The organism is Paucilactobacillus suebicus DSM 5007 = KCTC 3549, assembly GCF_001434475.1.
Taxonomy (GTDB): Bacteria; Bacillota; Bacilli; order Lactobacillales; family Lactobacillaceae; genus Paucilactobacillus; species Paucilactobacillus suebicus.
Genome location: NZ_AZGF01000001.1, coordinates 138,008 through 155,671 on the forward strand (window position 1 = coordinate 138,008; position 17,664 = coordinate 155,671).

Annotated in this window: 18 protein-coding genes and 1 tRNA gene; 4 read left to right on the forward strand and 15 right to left on the reverse strand. The window is 40.2% G+C overall.

Going from position 1 to position 17,664, the window contains the following annotated elements; translation table 11 throughout:
• Positions 1–35: 35 nt before the first annotated feature.
• On the reverse strand, positions 36–947 hold the full coding sequence (gene murB, locus FD16_RS00675) for a UDP-N-acetylmuramate dehydrogenase (protein ID WP_029508422.1): 912 nt from the start codon (positions 945–947) through the stop codon (positions 36–38).
• Positions 948–1,048: 101 nt separating this feature from the next.
• Between murB and FD16_RS00680 the strand changes: the two genes are divergently transcribed.
• On the forward strand, positions 1,049–1,819 hold the full coding sequence (locus FD16_RS00680) for an exodeoxyribonuclease III (RefSeq protein ID WP_010622887.1): 771 nt from the start codon (positions 1,049–1,051) through the stop codon (positions 1,817–1,819).
• Between the two features lie 20 nt (positions 1,820–1,839).
• Positions 1,840–2,376 (forward strand): 3'-5' exonuclease, encoded by a 537-nt coding sequence (locus tag FD16_RS00685; protein ID WP_010622888.1) that lies wholly within the window; start codon positions 1,840–1,842, stop codon positions 2,374–2,376.
• A gap of 58 nt (positions 2,377–2,434) precedes the next feature.
• Here FD16_RS00685 and FD16_RS00690 read toward each other — a convergent pair whose 3' ends face one another.
• From FD16_RS00690 to FD16_RS00705, 4 genes are read right to left on the reverse strand one after another with little or no spacing between them, the layout of a single operon-like run.
• A complete protein-coding gene (locus FD16_RS00690) occupies positions 2,435–2,938 on the reverse strand; it encodes a GNAT family N-acetyltransferase (RefSeq protein WP_010622889.1) in 504 nt (167 codons plus the stop codon).
• A 1-nt stretch (position 2,939) separates the two neighbouring features.
• On the reverse strand, positions 2,940–3,395 hold the full coding sequence (tsaE, locus tag FD16_RS00695; protein ID WP_010622890.1) for a tRNA (adenosine(37)-N6)-threonylcarbamoyltransferase complex ATPase subunit type 1 TsaE: 456 nt from the start codon (positions 3,393–3,395) through the stop codon (positions 2,940–2,942).
• 18 nt (positions 3,396–3,413) lie between these two features.
• Positions 3,414–4,388, reverse strand: coding sequence for a phosphate acetyltransferase (pta, locus tag FD16_RS00700; RefSeq protein ID WP_010622891.1), 975 nt, complete (start codon positions 4,386–4,388; stop codon positions 3,414–3,416).
• Between the two features lie 21 nt (positions 4,389–4,409).
• Positions 4,410–5,117 (reverse strand): uracil-DNA glycosylase, encoded by a 708-nt coding sequence (locus tag FD16_RS00705; RefSeq protein WP_010622892.1) that lies wholly within the window; start codon positions 5,115–5,117, stop codon positions 4,410–4,412.
• 128 nt (positions 5,118–5,245) lie between these two features.
• Between FD16_RS00705 and FD16_RS00710 the strand changes: the two genes are divergently transcribed.
• Positions 5,246–5,776 carry an LURP-one-related/scramblase family protein gene (locus FD16_RS00710; RefSeq protein ID WP_010622893.1) on the forward strand — a complete coding sequence of 177 codons (531 nt, stop codon included), beginning with the start codon at positions 5,246–5,248 and terminating at the stop codon, positions 5,774–5,776.
• Positions 5,777–6,017: 241 nt separating this feature from the next.
• On the opposite strand, the gene smpB is transcribed toward FD16_RS00710, so the two are convergent.
• The 9 genes from smpB to gap all read right to left on the reverse strand — a co-directional run bounded on the left by smpB (position 6,018) and on the right by gap (position 16,334).
• Positions 6,018–6,491, reverse strand: coding sequence for an SsrA-binding protein SmpB (smpB, locus tag FD16_RS00715; protein ID WP_010622894.1), 474 nt, complete (start codon positions 6,489–6,491; stop codon positions 6,018–6,020).
• Between the two features lie 11 nt (positions 6,492–6,502).
• Complete coding sequence (gene rnr / locus FD16_RS00720) at positions 6,503–8,869, reverse strand: ribonuclease R (protein WP_010622895.1); 2,367 nt, start codon at positions 8,867–8,869, stop codon at positions 6,503–6,505.
• Positions 8,870–8,877: 8 nt separating this feature from the next.
• Complete coding sequence (locus FD16_RS00725; RefSeq protein WP_010622896.1) at positions 8,878–9,627, reverse strand: alpha/beta hydrolase; 750 nt, start codon at positions 9,625–9,627, stop codon at positions 8,878–8,880.
• Between the two features lie 63 nt (positions 9,628–9,690).
• Positions 9,691–9,930 (reverse strand): preprotein translocase subunit SecG, encoded by a 240-nt coding sequence (secG, locus tag FD16_RS00730; RefSeq protein WP_010622897.1) that lies wholly within the window; start codon positions 9,928–9,930, stop codon positions 9,691–9,693.
• A 72-nt stretch (positions 9,931–10,002) separates the two neighbouring features.
• A complete protein-coding gene (locus FD16_RS00735; RefSeq protein WP_010622898.1) occupies positions 10,003–11,544 on the reverse strand; it encodes a ClC family H(+)/Cl(-) exchange transporter in 1,542 nt (513 codons plus the stop codon).
• 143 nt (positions 11,545–11,687) lie between these two features.
• The gene (gene eno / locus FD16_RS00740) at positions 11,688–13,013 is read right to left on the reverse strand and encodes a phosphopyruvate hydratase (protein WP_010622899.1); all 1,326 of its coding nucleotides are present in this window, start codon (positions 13,011–13,013) and stop codon (positions 11,688–11,690) included.
• 127 nt (positions 13,014–13,140) lie between these two features.
• Positions 13,141–13,902, reverse strand: a complete 762-nt coding sequence (tpiA, locus tag FD16_RS00745) for a triose-phosphate isomerase (RefSeq protein WP_010622900.1) — start codon at positions 13,900–13,902, stop codon at positions 13,141–13,143.
• A 129-nt stretch (positions 13,903–14,031) separates the two neighbouring features.
• Positions 14,032–15,234 carry a phosphoglycerate kinase gene (locus FD16_RS00750; RefSeq protein WP_010622901.1) on the reverse strand — a complete coding sequence of 401 codons (1,203 nt, stop codon included), beginning with the start codon at positions 15,232–15,234 and terminating at the stop codon, positions 14,032–14,034.
• 83 nt (positions 15,235–15,317) lie between these two features.
• Entirely contained in the window at positions 15,318–16,334 is a 1,017-nt protein-coding gene (gap, locus tag FD16_RS00755) for a type I glyceraldehyde-3-phosphate dehydrogenase (RefSeq protein WP_010622902.1), read from the reverse strand.
• 333 nt (positions 16,335–16,667) lie between these two features.
• Between gap and FD16_RS00760 the strand changes: the two genes are divergently transcribed.
• Positions 16,668–16,739, forward strand: a tRNA-Arg gene (locus FD16_RS00760).
• A 134-nt stretch (positions 16,740–16,873) separates the two neighbouring features.
• Here FD16_RS00760 and FD16_RS00765 read toward each other — a convergent pair.
• Positions 16,874–17,638 carry an epoxyqueuosine reductase QueH gene (locus FD16_RS00765; RefSeq protein WP_010622903.1) on the reverse strand — a complete coding sequence of 255 codons (765 nt, stop codon included), beginning with the start codon at positions 17,636–17,638 and terminating at the stop codon, positions 16,874–16,876.
• Positions 17,639–17,664: the final 26 nt, after the last annotated feature.

Genomic DNA, 17,664 nt, shown 5'->3' on the forward strand with positions numbered 1-17,664 from the left:
CTTTTTATAAAAAAAGTGAGTGGTACAATGACCGCTCACTGACGTCCAATAACTCTAACCTCAGTTTCCAGATGTACGCCAAACTGGCGATATACTTCGGATTGGACATGCTTAATAACGTTGACATAATCGGTAGCGGTACCGCCACCAATATTAATGATAAAGCCAGCGTGTTTCTTTGATACCTGTGCTCCCCCGGACGTGTATCCCTGAAGTCCAGCGTCATGAATCAATCTTCCTGCAAAATAACCAACTGGGCGCTTAAACACACTGCCACAAGATGGCCATTCTAGTGGCTGCTTTTGTGCACGACGTTCGTTAAAATCATCCATTTGTGCTCTAATGGTCGCCACGGTTCCCGGTACAAGCTGAAATTCGGCGCTTAGAATCACTTGGTGATTATCCTGCACGCTACTATGACGGTAACCAAAATCCAACTCATCATTCTCGATAGTTTTGATTTCTCCTTCGCGGGTCATCACTGTCGCCTTTTTAACAACGTCTTTAGTTTCACCACCGTAGGCACCCGCATTCATAAAGACGGCTCCCCCAACGCTTCCTGGAATTCCAGCAGCAAATTCGAGCCCCGTGAGTCCAGCGGTACATGCGGCCTCACTGACTGCAATAATTGGTGCACCAGCCTGAGCGACAATTCGATCCGTTGAAACCGTAATTTGATTCATCTGTGTTAATATAATGACTAGACCAGCAATTCCTTTGTCATTAACTATTAAATTACTTGCATTGCCGATAACTGTTAAATCAATATCATTTTCGAAAGTGAAATCAACTAACTGCTGAACTTGCTCAATACTCGTTGGAAATGCCAGCCAGTCTGCCGGGCCACCAGTGTCAGTATTAGTGAAATCAGACAAGGCAGCATTACTAGTAATGTTTATTTCTGGAAATACTTGATCTAAATCTTTACGAGTTTTCAAATTACTCAATCCTTTATCATTATTAGTAATTATTGTACCATGAAATAGTAATCGACTAAAAACAATCGTATTTTTTAAATTATATTTATTTTATCATCGGAGGCTTTCACATGAAATTCATTTCCTGGAACGTAAATGGTCTACGTGCAGCCGTAACGCATGGATTTATGGACACTTTTAATCAATTAGATGCTGATTTTTTCTGTGTTCAAGAAACCAAATTACAATTAGGCCAAATTGACCTTAAACTGCCTGATAATTATTATCAGTATTGGAATTACGCGGACAAAAAAGGGTATTCAGGTACCGCCATTTTCACAAAGCACAAACCATTAAACGCATCACTGGGTATTGGTATAGATGAATTTGATCATGAGGGCCGTGTAATTACTCTAGAATATCCTTCTTTTTATCTCATCACTTGTTACACACCAAACTCTGGACAACAATTAAAACGGCTGGATTTCCGTCAAAACTGGAATAAGGCGTTTTTAGATTATATTAACCAACTATCAGCAAAGAAGGATGTTATTTTCTGTGGTGACTTGAATGTTGCACACGAGACAATTGATTTAAAAAATCCTTCTAGTAACCATCATGCAGCTGGCTTTACAGACGAAGAACGGAATGATTTTACCCATCTGTTGGAATCCAATTTTGTGGACACATATCGACATTTTTACCCTGAGGTCACTGAACAATACTCTTGGTGGTCATACAGATTCCACTCACGAGATCGAAACGCAGGATGGCGTATTGATTATTTCGTCACATCAACTGGCTTGACAGATCAGCTAGTAGATGCCAAAATTCATTCTGAGATTTTTGGATCTGATCACTGTCCGGTTGAACTTACAGCCAACATCGAACTAGATAAATAACTACCCGAGGTGAGCTTAATATGAATTTTGTTGCAATGGACTTTGAAACAGCCAGTGCCAAGCGAGCAAGTGCGTGTTCATTGGCACTTACGATTGTAAAACAAGATAAAATTGTGGATGAATTTTATTCTCTAATTAATCCTCAAACAGAATTTAACTGGCGTAACATTCAAGTCCATGGTATTCATGAACAAGATGTTAAGGATGCCCCCACCTTCCCCGAACTTTGGGAGCACATCCATGCACTATTTTCGCCAGATCAACTAGTTGTTGCACATAACGCACCATTTGATAATAGTGTTTTAAGAAAAAGCCTAGAATTCTATGATCTGCCAGCAGTCAAATATTTTACACTTGATACTGTTCGAACATCTCGACAATTACTACCAGGATTTTCTAACTACAAACTAAATACCGTCTGCTCAGAACTAGACATTGATTTGGAACATCATCATAATGCACTTGACGATGCCCAGGCCTGCGCCAATATTTTGATTTATCAATCCCAACATTTCGGTGCAACACCACTAAAGCAGTTCATTAAACCTATCAGATAGAAAAAAGCAAGAGATAAATTCTCTTGCTTTTTTATTTCTGTTTTTTCCAAAATATCTTTTAAAACATAATTTCCATATTTTGGACTTCTACTTGCCTATGATCTTTACTTACAGTATGAGTTTCAATTTCCTTAAATCCCATTTTTTGATATAGCTGAATAGCATGAATATTATCAATCATTACATCAAGCTTTAGGCCAATCAAACTACTGTAATTGCATCCCCATCCCCAATTCAATGCTTCATCAACAAGCGCCGTTCCTAACCCCTGATGCCAATAAGCCTTTCGAACTGCCAATCCAAGTTCTCCGAGTGGAGAACCTGGGACCCTAGAAACAGTCACAATCCCAATCGGTTCGCCATCAAGCCACGCCAACAATATTAAATTATCATCGGTTTGGCTAATTTTATCGATATTATCAGCTTCATCATCGACCGTTAATGTTGCGAATTCCGGTGATATTGTAAAAGTTGTAGATTCAACCTGCAACGCCCTTAGCAGTCCCAACACCTTAGCAGCATCTTTTTTATTTGCAATGTCAAAATTGACTTCGTCCGACATATCATTCTCCCAACTTTCGGACTATTTCATTAAAATGATCACCATGAGCATCAAACTTTAGTTTACGTATATTATCATCATCAGTTCTTGAAAAAGTGATCGATAAAAATTCATCGGGTAATTCTTCCTCAACGAATTGTGCCCACTCAACAACGCTAACGCCGTCTCCATCAAAATATTCATCAAGGCCCAAATCTGCACCGCCACCGTCTTCCAGTCGGTACACATCCATGTGATATAAAGGTAACCGGCCGTCTTGGTACTCACGAATAATTGTGAATGTTGGGCTTTTAATGGTTGCATCAATACCTAATCCAAGAGCTAAGCCTTTTGTGAATGTAGTTTTGCCAGCTCCTAAATCGCCATTCAAAACGATCACGTCTCCAGCAACCAAAGTTGATCCTAACTTCCGGCCCAATTCAATTGTCTGATCTCGATCACTAACCGTAATCAGCATAATCTCACCATACTTCTATTAAATTGATTGTGCGGCTGTTATTAAGGCAACCTTGTAGACATCTTCTTCGCTAGCTCCACGTGATAAATCAGAAATTGGCGCATTAAGTCCTTGAAGAATTGGCCCAACAGCCTCGAAACCACCAAGTCGCTGTGCAATTTTGTAACCAATATTACCAGATTGAAGATCAGGGAAAACAAAGACATTCGCATGGCCAGCAACCGCTGATCCCGGAGCCTTTTGTTCACCAACGCTCTCTACAAAAGCAGCGTCAAATTGTAACTCACCATCTAAAGCCAGCTTTGGATCCCCTTCATGTGCTAATTTAGTAGCTTCAGCAACCTTTGTAACCATCTCTCCTTTAGCAGAACCCTTCGTTGAAAAACTTAGTAATGCCACCTTGGGATCGATATCAAACATCTTTGCAGTATGTGCACTTTGAAGTGCAACTTCCGCCATTGTTGGTGCATCTAATTCAATATTAATTGCACAATCAGCAAAAACTAAGCGGGTATCACCTTTTTGCATCACAAAAGCACCACTAATGCGTTTACTTCCTGGCTTTGTTTTAATGATTTGTAATGCAGGTCTTACAGTGTCACCAGTTGGGTGAACAGCTCCAGAAACCATGCCATCAACCTCGTTCATATAAACGAGCATCGTGCCAAAATAGCTCACATCTTTAAGCATTTCGGCAGCTTGTTCAGGTGTATTCTTACCTTTACGGCGATCAACAAGTGCGTCAAGCATTGCCTGCTTCTTGTCTTCAGGAAAGTTTGCTGGATCAATCACTTGGATGCCAGATAAATCAAAGTTATTTTCATTAGCTGTTTGTTCAATCTGCGCCTGATCCCCAAGTAGTACTGGCTGAACAAGGCCATCGGCTTTTAACCTAATTGCTGCTCCTTGAATGCGTTTATCTTCGCCCTCTGGAAATACCAACGTCTTGTCTTGTCCCTTAATCTTTGATGCTAAGCCTTCAAATAGATCCATAATATCTACGCCTCCAGTTAATTACATTGCGTCATCACGTTCAACAGTATCTACCTTTTCAGGTAACCGCCAATCAATTGGCTTTTCTCCCATTGCCTCTAGTGCTTCATTTGTCTTAGAAAATGGTTTAGACCCAAAGAATCCTCGATTGGCCGACAACGGACTAGGATGAACTGACTGAAGTACAATATTTGTATCTGTATTAATCAGTTTGATCTTAGACTGCGCTGCACGTCCCCACAGAATAAACACCACTGGCTGTGCACGATCAGACAATGCCTTAATAGCTGCATCAGTCAACTGTTCCCAACCTTTCCCACGATGAGAGAACGCCTGACCATCCCTAACCGTCAAAACAGAATTCAATAATAAGACACCCTGTTTGGCCCATTTTTCAAGGTAGCCATGCTTAACTGGTTCATAACCCAAATCATTTTTTAGTTCTTTATAAATGTTTTGCAGTGATGGTGGAACTTGAACACCTGGCAAAACAGAGAAACTCAATCCATGGGCCTGATGCGGTCCATGGTATGGGTCTTGACCCAAAATGACCACTTTTACTTCACTAAATGGAGTCCAATTAAATGCTTCAAAAATATGATGCATTTCAGGATAAATGGTTTGATGTTGATATTCATTCTTCAAAAAATTGTGTAGTTGGGAATAATAAGCCTGATGAAATTCAGGCTCCAATACACCCCACCAATCGTTATGGATAAATGGTTTCATAATCACTAAGCACCTCACGTTTTATTCTAGCATATCCGCTTTCAAAATGATATTTTCTGTCAAATGAACAAAAACATGTTAATATAGTCCTAGCTACAATCTGATTTTTACTTAAAGGAGGGAGTCCATTGAGAACGCTGTACATCCATCAGCATACCAATGATTTGCGTGGAGCAACAACAGTCAAGGACGGCGATAACAATACCATTTACCTGCTCGTTGGTAAATGGGGCATGCGTCAAGATGTTCTTTCCCTCTATGAAACTAGTGGAGAACTATTGGCTGAAATTAAACAATTAACTCTAGGACTCCTACCTAAATTTGCGATCTTCCAAAATAATCGTCAGATTGGCGTCATTGGTAAATCACTAGGCTTTGTTCGTGAAGTAATTTATATTAGAGGACTCAATTGGATTATTGTCGGTAACGTAATTAGTGAAAGTTATAGAGTTTATCATGGCACTCAACTAGTATTTTCATTCAAATCACAAGTTCAAGATGGTCAAACCTACAGTATTTTGCAAGTTGCAGATGAAGATCTTGAACCGGTATGCGTCGTGATTTCTGCTGTATTGAATCACTGGGCACGTCGTTCTGATAAGATATCGATGCCTAAAAAGGCTGAAATGTTATTTAATAATAATTTGACTACTGATTAGTACATAAAAGGACCGAGAATTGAATTCTCGGTCCTTTTATGTACTAATGAATTCGCAAACAAATAATTACCTTGTTGATGTTTCATCACCATGAATAAAAATTGTTTTTATCTCCGAAATGAGCTCCGCAAGCACTGAGACCTAACGTCTAAGGGGCTTCCACGAATCAATCGCACAGTTCACGATTAATCCGTGGAAGCCCCTTAGACACCGGTCTCAAACCGTGCTTGCTCCGCTCTCTCTAATAATGTTTCATAACCCTCTCAATTTGACGATTCTGATCTCGCCTCTTGATGGTTTCACGTTTATCGTACTCGTGCTTACCTTTGACCACTCCTAACAATACCTTTGCATAGCCATGTTTGATGTACATTTTTAGTGGTACCAACGTAATACCCTTATTTGCGAGCTCACCGGTTAACTTTTGTAACTCTTTTTTATGAAGCAATAGTTTACGATTCCTTAATGGATCATGGTTAAATTGGTTTCCCTGATCGTACGGACTAATATGCACGTTCATTAACCATGCTTCCCCATTTCGCACTTGAGCAAATCCATCTCTTAAGTTTACTCTTTTTTCACGAACTGATTTAATCTCGGTTCCCGTTAGCGCAATTCCGGCCTCGTAAGTTTCTTCGATTGAGTAATCATGACGTGCTTTTTTATTCTGCGCCACCAAATTACTCGGATTTTCCTGATGATTATGTTTAGCCAACCTTAATCACCTCATCTCCGTTTTTGATTATTACCATTTCCCGAAGGACGACTGCCATCACGGCGTCTTGCTTGTCCACGATTGATTTGTCGATTATTGTTGTGACCATTGTTCCAGCTCTTTTTATGATCGTTAGTTCTATGATCACCGTTACGATGGTTGTTATTGCCGCCACGACGATGATCGTGACGATCATCATGTGGAACCCTCAACTTAGTTTTGGGTGCATCCTCTGGGCTAACTAGTTCAAAATCAACTTCTCGCTGATCTTTATCTACACGAACTAATTTAACTTTAATTTCTTGTCCAATTTGGAAAATTCGATGATATCGACGTCCAACTAACGCCATATGTTTTTCAACATATTCGTAATAGTCATCATTCATATTGCTAATGTGAATTAGTCCTTCGACAGTATTTTCCAACGCCACAAATAGCCCAAACTTCATAACGGAGCTAACAACCGCATTGAAAGTTTCTCCAACGTGATCTTCCATGTATTCAGCCTTTTTCATGCTGTCAACATCTCGCTCTGTATCAATACCACGACGTTCAGTTACCGAAGTATGTTCTGCAATTTCAGGTAATTGTTTCTCATACTTAGCCTGAGCATCATCACCAGTACCATGCTTAGCATACCATTTAATTAAGCGATGAACGGTTGTATCTGGGTAACGACGAATCGGCGATGTAAAGTGAGTATAAAAATCAGCGTCTAACCCAAAATGTCCCACAGATTCATCAGAATACTTAGCTTGTTTCATACTACGTAGCATCATCGTTTGAACCATTTGCTCTTCTGGAGTTCCAGCAACGTCTTTTAAAACGTTCTGGAGCATCTTTGGCTTCAATTTACTGATATCACCACGGACAGGATGACCAATAACGCTTAGAAACTCAAAGAAGTTCTTGACTCGTTCACCGTCTGGTGTTTCATGAATTCGGTATAGAAATGGTACATGTAATCGTTTGAAGTGTTCAGCAACAGTTTCGTTAGCGGCCAGCATAAACGATTCAATCATTCGTTCTGACAAACCACGGTCACGTAAAACAATATCCGTTGGATGTCCCTCTTCGTCAACCACGATTTTTGCTTCTGGAGCATCAAAATCAATTGCACCACGCCGATGACGCATTTTCACCAGAATACGATGCAAATCAGCCATATCTTCAAACATTGGTACTAACTCGCTGTACTTCTCCCGTGTTTTCTTGTCATGGGCTTCCAGAATTGCATTCACACCCTTGTATGTCATACGAGCATGTGACTTCATAACACTAGGGAAAATTTTGTGGTTAACTACTTTTCCTTCACTATTGATTTCCATTTCACAACTCATAGAAAGTCGTTCAACACCTGGGTTTAATGAACAAATACCGTTTGAAAGGCGACGAGGGAGCATTGGAATCACACGATCCGTTAGATAAACTGAAGTGCCACGATCATATGCCTCGCGATCTAACGGCGTGCCTTCCTGAACATAATGACTAACGTCAGCAATGTGTACTCCTAAATGATAATTACCGTTATCCATCTTCCAAGCAACCACAGCATCATCTAAATCTTTTGATTCAGTGCTATCAATTGTTACAAGTGGTTGATCAGTTATATCAACACGGTCCTTCTTCTCATCTTCACTAATCTCTTCTTCGATGTGGTCAGCCTGCTCAACAACATCTTCTGGAAATTCGTGAGGTAACTCATGTGCATAAACGATTGACAGAATATCAACGCCGGGTTCATCCTTGTTACCAATGGTTTCCTTAGCAACCCCAACCATTGTCTTAGGTTCTTCATTTGTTGGATAGCGTGTAACATCAGCTGTCACAACTTCACCGTCAGTTGGATGAATTCCTTGATCAGTAACGTAAAATTTGTAACTGGAGATCTTCTTGTCCTTTAAAACAATTTCTCCGATATAACCATTTTGTGCAGCTAACTTAAATTCACCAACTACTTTTTCATAATGGTGAGTAATGATTCTGGTGACTTGGCCCTCTGGTCCTTGTGATCCGTCAGGTTTACCAGGACGCAAGATATCAACTTCAACCTCATCCCCACTTAACGCGTGCATGGTATGGTCTGGGTTAACATAAATGTCTGGTTGATCAGGATCGTAGGCGACGAATCCGAACCCTTTATCATTGCCATGGAAAATTCCAGACAGCACTGGCTTCTTAGGTACCGCCTGAAACTCACCATTGTCGGTAACTTTAACTTCTTGTTCTCTTTCTAACTGTGCTAATGTTTGCACAATAGCAGGAAATTGATCAGCAGCCTTCATATTCAACTGTGTAGCAATTTTTTCTGCTGAAAAGCTTAATTCCGCGTTATCTTGCAAATGCTTTTGAATTTGTTCTTTTAAATTTATTGTCATTATCTACCTCAAAATATTGTCGTTAAGTATTTTAATACGTCAGTTTCTAACTGATGATGTGCTGAATTGACTGTTAGTACATGAGATGCATTTTCGTAAAAATAATAGTCTACTTTCTTACCGTAGGACGTTAACATTTTTTCCAACCTTGCGCCTGACTGCGAGCTAATCATCTCGTCTTGACCACCCTGTGCAATAAAAAACGGTTTAGAGATTTGCGACAATTCCCTACGAACTCGTGATGAAAACTGGTTAATTTTTCCTAGTTGAATTGGTAACCGTTGTTTGATCCACTTTACCGATTGATCGACTTGGTCTTGATCAAAATGCTGATCACGATATGTATGAGCCGCCATTTTAGGAAACATTTTAGGAACATTTGTGTCGTGATCACTAACCACTGGTGAAGAGAACACTCCACCTCCGGCTAATTTGCTGTCTTCTTCAAGCAGCCGCGTCGCAAAAATCCCTCCCAATGATAATCCAAAAACAGCAATTTGTTCATGTCCTGCTTGACGTAGTTGATCTACTGCATTCCTAGCATCCTGCAACCACTGTGTCGGGGACCCCTGAGTTAATATATCTTTAGGCTCACCAGTTGCATGCCCAGTAAAGATTGGGCCACATACAGTATAGCCATTTCTTTGTAAACACCTGCCCAACATTCTTACATCGTTGCTGCTTCCAGCGAAGGCATGCAGTAACACTACCGCTTGCGGACCTTTTTCAAATAAAAATGGCTCTGGCTGTCGCTGCATCTCATCAATTCCTCCTTAAAAAGCAAAAAGGCCCCCTGTTATTTACACAGGAGGTCGATACGTCTAATGCGACGACAGATAAATCAACGCTAACGCTAATATGAAGAAAATTGCGCCACAAATCGTAGTCGTAATCTGCATAACTGCTTCAAAACCACGAGCTTTACGTCTTGAAAATAAGTCACCAGCACCGCCAGTCAAAGCCGACATTGCATCGTTATTGTTCTTTGCTGGTTGCATCATCACACATGCAATGATCACAACGCAAAGAATTAGAAAAATTGTTAATAGTAAATTATACAAGGATAATCCTCCTAATTTTCACCCGCTGTACATCCTAGCTATTGTATCATAGCTCATTACATGATTCTAGTCTTAACCATTGATTTTTATTTTTTGAGCCGCATTTATAATTCTGACAAACGCACTATGTCGCATTCGAGGCGCCACAGAAACTAAAAGCGTATCACCAGCTTTTATTTCAGTGTCTCCGTGAGGAATAATTTGTCTCTCACCACGTTGTATAGAATACAGTAAGCAGCTTTCAGGCCAGTTAAAGTCTCTAACTTGCGTGCCATCAAGCATTGACCCGGCAAAAACCGTTGTTTGAATGACATCTTGCGTACTGTTGCTCAGATGCCTATCGCGCTTCAATAATTTATCCAACAGAGAAGCATAAATTGGTGATCCATTAAGCATATCAACAACTACATAGGCCACTAGTGACACAACCGCTAATGGCATTAAATGTTCCAAAGATCCTACCATTTCCGTAATCAGCAAAATGGCCGTAAAAGGTGCCTTTCCAATACCTGCAAAATAACCGGCCATTGCATAAATAATAAAATTAATGACAAATTTGCCAGGCATCAGTCCCAGTGAAACCATAATTGAAGCGTATAATCCTCCGATTACGGCTCCCAATGTCAGTATTGGTAAGAAAATTCCACCCGGCAAACCAGATCCGTAACTAATCATTGAAAAAACAAATCTTAACAACAGTAAGCCAACAAATAGCCAAATTGACGGATTAACATGATTAAAGCTAACAATTAATGAATTACCACCGCCTAAGGTCTCCGGCCACCACCAACCAATAAAAATAACAATGATAAATGGAACAACCGGATAGTATTCAGATGGTATTTTTTTCAACCAGCCATAAATTGAGTCCATGTGAAGCAAGTTTTCTTGATAGATGCGACCCAAAATACCAAGTACCACGCCTAACCCAATCAATTGGCCGTATTGTGCTAACGGGAGTGACTCGGAATAGTCCACATGTAATACAGGCGTTAACCCAAAAAAGTTTAGTGACACAAAGTTAGACGTGAGAGCACTAACAAAAGCAGATAACCACACAAGAGGTGAAAAATTGTGATACACCTCTTCAAGGACAAACATTGTACTAGCAATTGGCGCATTAAACGCTGCCGATAATCCCGCGGCAGATCCAGTCGCAATACAAATACGCCTGGCTAATGGTTCATCATGTCTTACTTCTGCAAAGCCTTGTCCCACAGCAGCACCAAGCTGAATTGATGGTCCTTCACGTCCCAAAAACAAACCTGACCCAATGGCAAGCACACCACCCACAAACTTCTGCCACAATACTGGCCACCAGGACTCCTCGTAATCACCTGACAATTGTCCCTCAATTTGTGGAATACCAGAACCTTTAATGGCTGGATTACGTTTAACTAGCCAACCTAAAAACAACGCAATAATTACCGATCCGGCCACCCATGGCACTAATAGCCACGCATTTTGATGCATCAATCGGTAAGCTACGGTTACTAGCTTTAATTCATACTCAATTAACAATCTAAAGGTACTAACAATCACACCAACCAAGACACCAATGATAAGTCCCCGTATCAATTGATTGGTTTTTGAACGATCTAGTCCAAATCTCATAATCTTTTCTCCTAAAATAATATGCCAACTCCTAGCATACCCCGCCACTCTCAACATTGAAAAGTGTTTTTTAATTATTTTTGAAAGAAAAAATTGTAGCAAAAAAAACGACCGATAAACGGTCGTTTTACACTAATTAACAATTACTTGTTAATAATGTTTTCGCGAGCATCTTCGCTCAAATTGTAGAATGAGTGGATACCCTTGTATTCAGCAACTGAATCAGTCAGTTGATCTTCAATACGCATTAATTGGTTGTACTTAGCAATACGATCAGTACGGCTCATTGAACCAGTCTTGATCTGTCCTGCATTAGTAGCAACAACTAAGTCAGCAATGGTTGTGTCTTCAGTTTCACCTGAACGGTGAGAGACGATAGCTGTATATCCAGCTTCCTTAGCCATTTCAATTGCTTCCATAGTTTCAGTCAAAGTACCAATTTGGTTAACCTTGATTAAGATTGAGTTTGCAGCACCCATCTTGATACCCTTTGCAAGGTAATCAGTGTTAGTAACAAAGAAGTCATCACCAACTAATTGAACTTTTTTACCAAGTTCACTGGTAATTGAAGCCCAGTCGTCCCAGTTGTTTTCGTCAATAGGATCTTCAACGGAAATGATTGGGTACTTGTCAATGATACCTTCAAGGTACTTAACGAAGTCAGGTGTATCAAATTCTTCACCAGTTGACCAACGTAACTTGTACTTCTTGTCATCGTCGTTCCAAAGCTCAGAAGCGGCAACATCAATGGCAATTGAGACATCCTTACCTGGCCTGTAACCGGCCTCTGTGATGGCCTTTACCAAGTATTGAAGTGGTTCTTCGTTGTTTGCAAAGTCAGGAGCAAAACCACCTTCGTCACCAACAGAAGTTGCTTTGCCATCAGCGGCAAGAAGCTTCTTCAATGTGTGGAAAGTTTCTGATCCCATACGGATTGCTTCCTTGATTGATGATGCACCAACAGGCATGATCATAAATTCTTGGAAATCAACCTTGTTATCAGAGTGAGCGCCACCATTGATAACGTTCATCATTGGAGTTGGCAATACGTGAGCATTGAAACCGCCAAGGTAGTTGTACAATGGTTGTTCAAGTTCATCAGCAGCAGCACGGGCAGCGGCGATTGAAACACCTAAAATAGCGTTAGCACCTAACTTACCCTTGTTTGGAGTACCATCTAACTTGATCATTGCCTTATCAATGGCAACTTGGTCAGTAACTTCGTAGCCAACAATTTCCTTAGCGATAACGTCGTTAACGTTAGCAACAGCCCTTAAAACGCCCTTGCCGCCAAAACGATCCTTGTCGCCGTCACGTAATTCAACAGCTTCGTGTTCACCAGTTGAAGCACCTGATGGAACGATACCGCGGCCAGCGCCGCCAGCTTCTGTATATAATTCAACTTCAACGGTTGGGTTGCCACGTGAGTCTAAGACTTCGCGTGCGTAAATATCTGTAATAAGTGACATTTAATGATTCTCTCCTCTAATTTAAAATTTGGAAAGCAGTTCCAGATTCATTGTATTATTTTGTGTAATTAAATACAACCTATTTCCATGAGATCATTTAAGTTTTAATGGGTAAGCCCATTAACGGTTAGTCCTTGATCTGAAAGTTAGCTAGTTTAATAAATGCCTCTGCATCTAAACTAGCATTACCTACTAGCACGCCATCAATGTTGGGCTTAGCCATCAATTCGTCAATGTTATCAGGTGAAACACTGCCACCATATAATACTCTAATTTTATCTGCAAGTTCATCACTATACACATCAGCAATAGTCTGGCGTATCAAATAACAGCCTTCTTCAGCCTGATCAGCACTTGCACTTTTACCAGTACCAATCGCCCAACTTGGTTCATATGCAACAGATATCTGCCCCACCTGATCATCACTTAGGCCACGAAGATCAGCTATGATTTGACTCACAACCCAGTGAATTGTATCACCGGCCGCCTCACGCCCCATTGTTTCATCGCAACACACGATAGGCTTTAAGCCAGCATCAATTGCAGCAAATACTTTTTTATTAATCATTTCATCTGATTCGTGAAAATAAAGTCGTCTTTCAGAATGGCCTAATATTACGTATGGTACGCCGATCTTTTTCAAAGCTGTTGGACTCGTTTCACCAGTATATGCACCAAACTGCTCATAAAAACAGTTTTCACCAATAATATCTAAAGGAGTATCCTGAGCCTTTTGCGCCATCGACTGTAAGAACAAAGCCGGGGCCGCAATCGCACTTTGAATCTTTTTAGGATCGGGCAGATGCTCTGAAACATCATCAATGAATTGAAGTGCTTCGTCTGCAGTTTTATTCATTTTCCAATTCCCGACAATAAACGGAATTCTCATAACGTCACCTCCATGACAACACACTAAGTATTGTACTGAATTAAACTACACAAAACCAGTAATGAGTCACAAAATTTTTATCAAAAAAGGCCGCATACCAATCATGGCAGCGGTCTTTTTAGTTATAAATTACTTTTCTGAAATAGCGGCGATACCTGGTAATGTCTTACCTTCAAGGTATTCAAGTGATGCACCACCACCAGTAGAAATGTGGGTCAAACTGTCAGCAACACCAAGTTGTTGAACAGCAGCTGTTGAATCACCACCACCAACGATAGTAGTTGCCTGATCCAATGATCCCAAGAACTTACCAATTTCAAGTGTACCCTTGGCGAAGTTGCTCATTTCGAACACACCCATAGGTCCGTTCCAAACAACAGTCTTAGCATCCTTCAAAACATCTTCGAACAATGCAATTGACTTAGGTCCAATATCAAGAGCCATGTAGCCATCAGGAATATCATTATCAACAATCTTGCTTTCAGAATCATTGTTAAATTCTTTAGCAACAACTGAATCAATTGGCAAAACAAGCTTATCGCCAGCTTTATCCATGATTTCCTTAGCTAAGTCAATCTTGTCTTCTTCAACTAATGAGTTACCAATCTTAATACCCTTAGCAGCGTAGAATGTATATGTCATGCCACCACCAACGATAACTTTATCAGCCTTGCTGAGTAAGTTATTGATAACACCGATTTTATCCGAAACCTTTGCACCACCTAAAATGGCAACAAATGGATGTTCTGGGTTATCAACAGCGTTACCAATAAACTTGATTTCCTTTTCCATTAAGAAACCAGCAGCAGTTTGTGGCATGTTTGAAGCAATTCCAACGTTTGAAGCATGTGAACGGTGAGCAGTACCGAAAGCGTCATTGATGAATACATCACCAAGTGAAGCCCAGTACTTGCCTAATTCAGGATCATTCTTTGATTCGCGCTTAACGTTTTCGCCATTCTTAACGTCTTCATAGCGAGTATTTTCCATTACCAAAACGTCGCCATTGTTCATCTTGTTAATTGCATCTTCAAGTTGTGTACCTTCTGTAGCTGGTACAAAAGTTACAGGCTTGTTGAGCAAGTTTGATAAACGTTCCGCAACTGGGCGCATTGATAATGCTGGCTTGTCTTCTTCCTTCTTGATACGGCCAAGGTGAGAAAGTAAGATTGCACGACCACCATGTTCGATGACGTACTTGATTGTTGGTAGTGCGGCAACAATACGGTTATCGTTACCAATCACACCATCTTTGATGGGCACGTTGAAATCAACGCGCATTAAAACTTTTTTGCCTTCTAATTGTAGGTCTTCAACAGTTAATTTAGCCATTGTAATCCTCCTTGATTGTCATACTTAAATTAAAAAGGTGAGAGGAGTCTACCTCCTCCCACCTTATGAAATAACACTAGAAATTAAAGTGTGGCGAACTTCAATAAAGTACGAACCATGTTGCTAGTGAAACCATATTCGTTGTCATACCAAGCAACAGTCTTAACTAATTGAGTGTCTCCTGCAGTTGTAACTTCTGTTTGTGAAGGATCAAATACTGAACCATGTGTGTTACCAATGATATCGCTTGATACGATTTCATCTTCAGTGTAACCAAACGCATCGTTACCTTCAGTAGCCTTCTTCATAGCAGCGTTGATTTCGTCAACAGTAACCTTCTTATCCAAAACAGAAACTAATTCTGTTAATGAACCGTCAACAACAGCAACACGTTGTGCGTGTCCTTGGAGTTTACCGTTCAATTCTGGGATAACTAAGCCAATAGCCTTAGCAGCACCAGTTGAATGAGGAATAGTGTTAACACTAGCTGTACGGTTGTTACGCATCTTCTTGCCACGAGGTCCATCAAGAATCATTTGAGTTGATGTGAAGGCGTGGATAGTAGTCATGGTACCAGCCTTGATACCAAAGTCTTCATTTAAGAAGTATGCCATTGGTGCCAAGCAGTTAGTTGTGCATGATCCAGCAGAAACGATAGTGTCGTTTGAATCAAGGATGTCCAAGTTAACACCAGGAACAACTGTCTTAATATCACCAGCAGGAGCTGAGATCAAGACACGTTTTGCACCAGCATCAAGGTGAGCTTGTGACTTTTCTTTTGAAGTGTAGAAACCAGTACATTCAAGAACAAAGTCAACGCCATCATTCTTAACCCAAGGAATGTTTTGTGCTTCGCGTTCTGCGTAAACTGGGTATTCTTTTCCGTCAACAACGATTCCACTTTCAGTGGCACTAACTTCACCAGGGAATGCACCGTGAGTTGAGTCATACTTAAGTAAGTATGCAAGCATTGAAGGTGTTGTCAAGTCGTTGATTGCGACCACTTCAATATCATTTGACTTTGCGCCTAATTCTTTAATACGACGGAAAGCTAAACGACCGATACGGCCGAAACCATTAATACCAATTTTTACAGTCATACTGCAATTTCCTCCTTTAGGAAAAAAGTTTTAGTTTAAAAAACGTACTTGTTAAGTATATCACGTCAAAGCAAATTATGACAGACTCATTAAAAAAATGTCATTGAAACCATCAAATATTCAACTCCGATGGATAGCCTTTCTCAACAGGTACAATTCACAACAGATACATGATATCCGAAAAAGACAGATTAGTAAAACAAATTACTCAAATAATAATGGATTTTTGAAAATAAGTAACAATTTCGTCACAGATACCGTCCAAGTAATGTGTCTGTACTAAATTCACTCTTGTTTTTTGATGCATTTTTAGGTATCATAATTATTTGTTAAGCGCCCTTAGTGTAATGGATCGCACGTAAGATTCCGGTTCTTGAGATCGGGGTTCGACTCCCCGGGGGCGCATAGTAAAAAAGCAAATGAGTACTGGACACCGTTAGCGGTATCCAGTACTCATTTTTGCCATAAATATTTTAAATCATCATAAAAATAAATCTCAACGATATTATTTTTTAATCATTACTATCAATTATTTTGTCTTAGTAGGTTTTAGTCTCAGCATGATATTCGATATCATCAAACTCATCATTCTCGTGAGCCTTAACATATGCAGTTGCTTCCTTATTAATCCGTTTCAAATCCACTCCCTGCATTCTTGCCGCAAAGATGCACCCGCAATAGCATTGACGATACACATCATATTCCTTGCACATTGCTACAGAGCGTTGATATCCACCACGCTTTTTGAAATCACTTGGCAAATAAGAGACGTCGTAAACATGTTGTACATCAAGACCTAATTTATTAATGACCTGAGAATCCTTATGTGGGCTAATCGTTAATGCGCTGCCAAAATAATCAAAATGCCACTCTTGGGCCTTTTTGGCAACTCGATCCAAACGATAATTATAGCAAAGCTGACATCTTGCGCCGCCTTCTGGTTCATTTTTTAAATTTTGAACTGCTTTTAACCACTGAGCCGGTTCATACTTAGCACTGATAAAAGTAACATGGTTGCCAGTTTGCTCGTTAAAATCTTCAATAAAGTGCTGCTGCACCAACTTACGACGCTCATACTCAACTCGCGGATGTATATTTGGATTATCATAATAGACCGTCACATCAGCAAATTTGGTTAAATATTCCAGTGTATATGTACTGCAAGGCGCACAGCAACTGTGTAGCAAAATTTTCGGTCGAATGGCCTCTCTCTGCCACCCCTTAATGACATTTTGCAAAATCAGATCATAGTTGATTTTCTGACCTTTTTCGAACATGTCTTTAATCTGATCATACTCAAGCATTTAACCATCCCCCTCGTTTGTTACTT

Excerpts from the sequence above, each read along its gene's own strand:
- FD16_RS00680 (WP_010622887.1), top strand. The coding sequence starts at position 1,049 with ATGAAATTCATTTCCTGGAACGTAAATGGTCTACGTGCAGCCGTAACG.
- FD16_RS00685 (WP_010622888.1), top strand. The coding sequence starts at position 1,840 with ATGAATTTTGTTGCAATGGACTTTGAAACAGCCAGTGCCAAGCGAGCA.
- FD16_RS00690 (WP_010622889.1), bottom strand. The coding sequence starts at position 2,938 with ATGTCGGACGAAGTCAATTTTGACATTGCAAATAAAAAAGATGCTGCT.
- tsaE (WP_010622890.1), bottom strand. The coding sequence starts at position 3,395 with ATGCTGATTACGGTTAGTGATCGAGATCAGACAATTGAATTGGGCCGG.
- pta (WP_010622891.1), bottom strand. The coding sequence starts at position 4,388 with ATGGATCTATTTGAAGGCTTAGCATCAAAGATTAAGGGACAAGACAAG.
- FD16_RS00705 (WP_010622892.1), bottom strand. The coding sequence starts at position 5,117 with ATGAAACCATTTATCCATAACGATTGGTGGGGTGTATTGGAGCCTGAA.
- rnr (WP_010622895.1), bottom strand. The coding sequence starts at position 8,869 with ATGACAATAAATTTAAAAGAACAAATTCAAAAGCATTTGCAAGATAAC.
- FD16_RS00725 (WP_010622896.1), bottom strand. The coding sequence starts at position 9,627 with ATGCAGCGACAGCCAGAGCCATTTTTATTTGAAAAAGGTCCGCAAGCG.
- FD16_RS00735 (WP_010622898.1), bottom strand. The coding sequence starts at position 11,544 with ATGAGATTTGGACTAGATCGTTCAAAAACCAATCAATTGATACGGGGA.
- eno (WP_010622899.1), bottom strand. The coding sequence starts at position 13,013 with ATGTCACTTATTACAGATATTTACGCACGCGAAGTCTTAGACTCACGT.
- tpiA (WP_010622900.1), bottom strand. The coding sequence starts at position 13,902 with ATGAGAATTCCGTTTATTGTCGGGAATTGGAAAATGAATAAAACTGCA.
- FD16_RS00750 (WP_010622901.1), bottom strand. The coding sequence starts at position 15,234 with ATGGCTAAATTAACTGTTGAAGACCTACAATTAGAAGGCAAAAAAGTT.
- gap (WP_010622902.1), bottom strand. The coding sequence starts at position 16,334 with ATGACTGTAAAAATTGGTATTAATGGTTTCGGCCGTATCGGTCGTTTA.
- FD16_RS00765 (WP_010622903.1), bottom strand. The coding sequence starts at position 17,638 with ATGCTTGAGTATGATCAGATTAAAGACATGTTCGAAAAAGGTCAGAAA.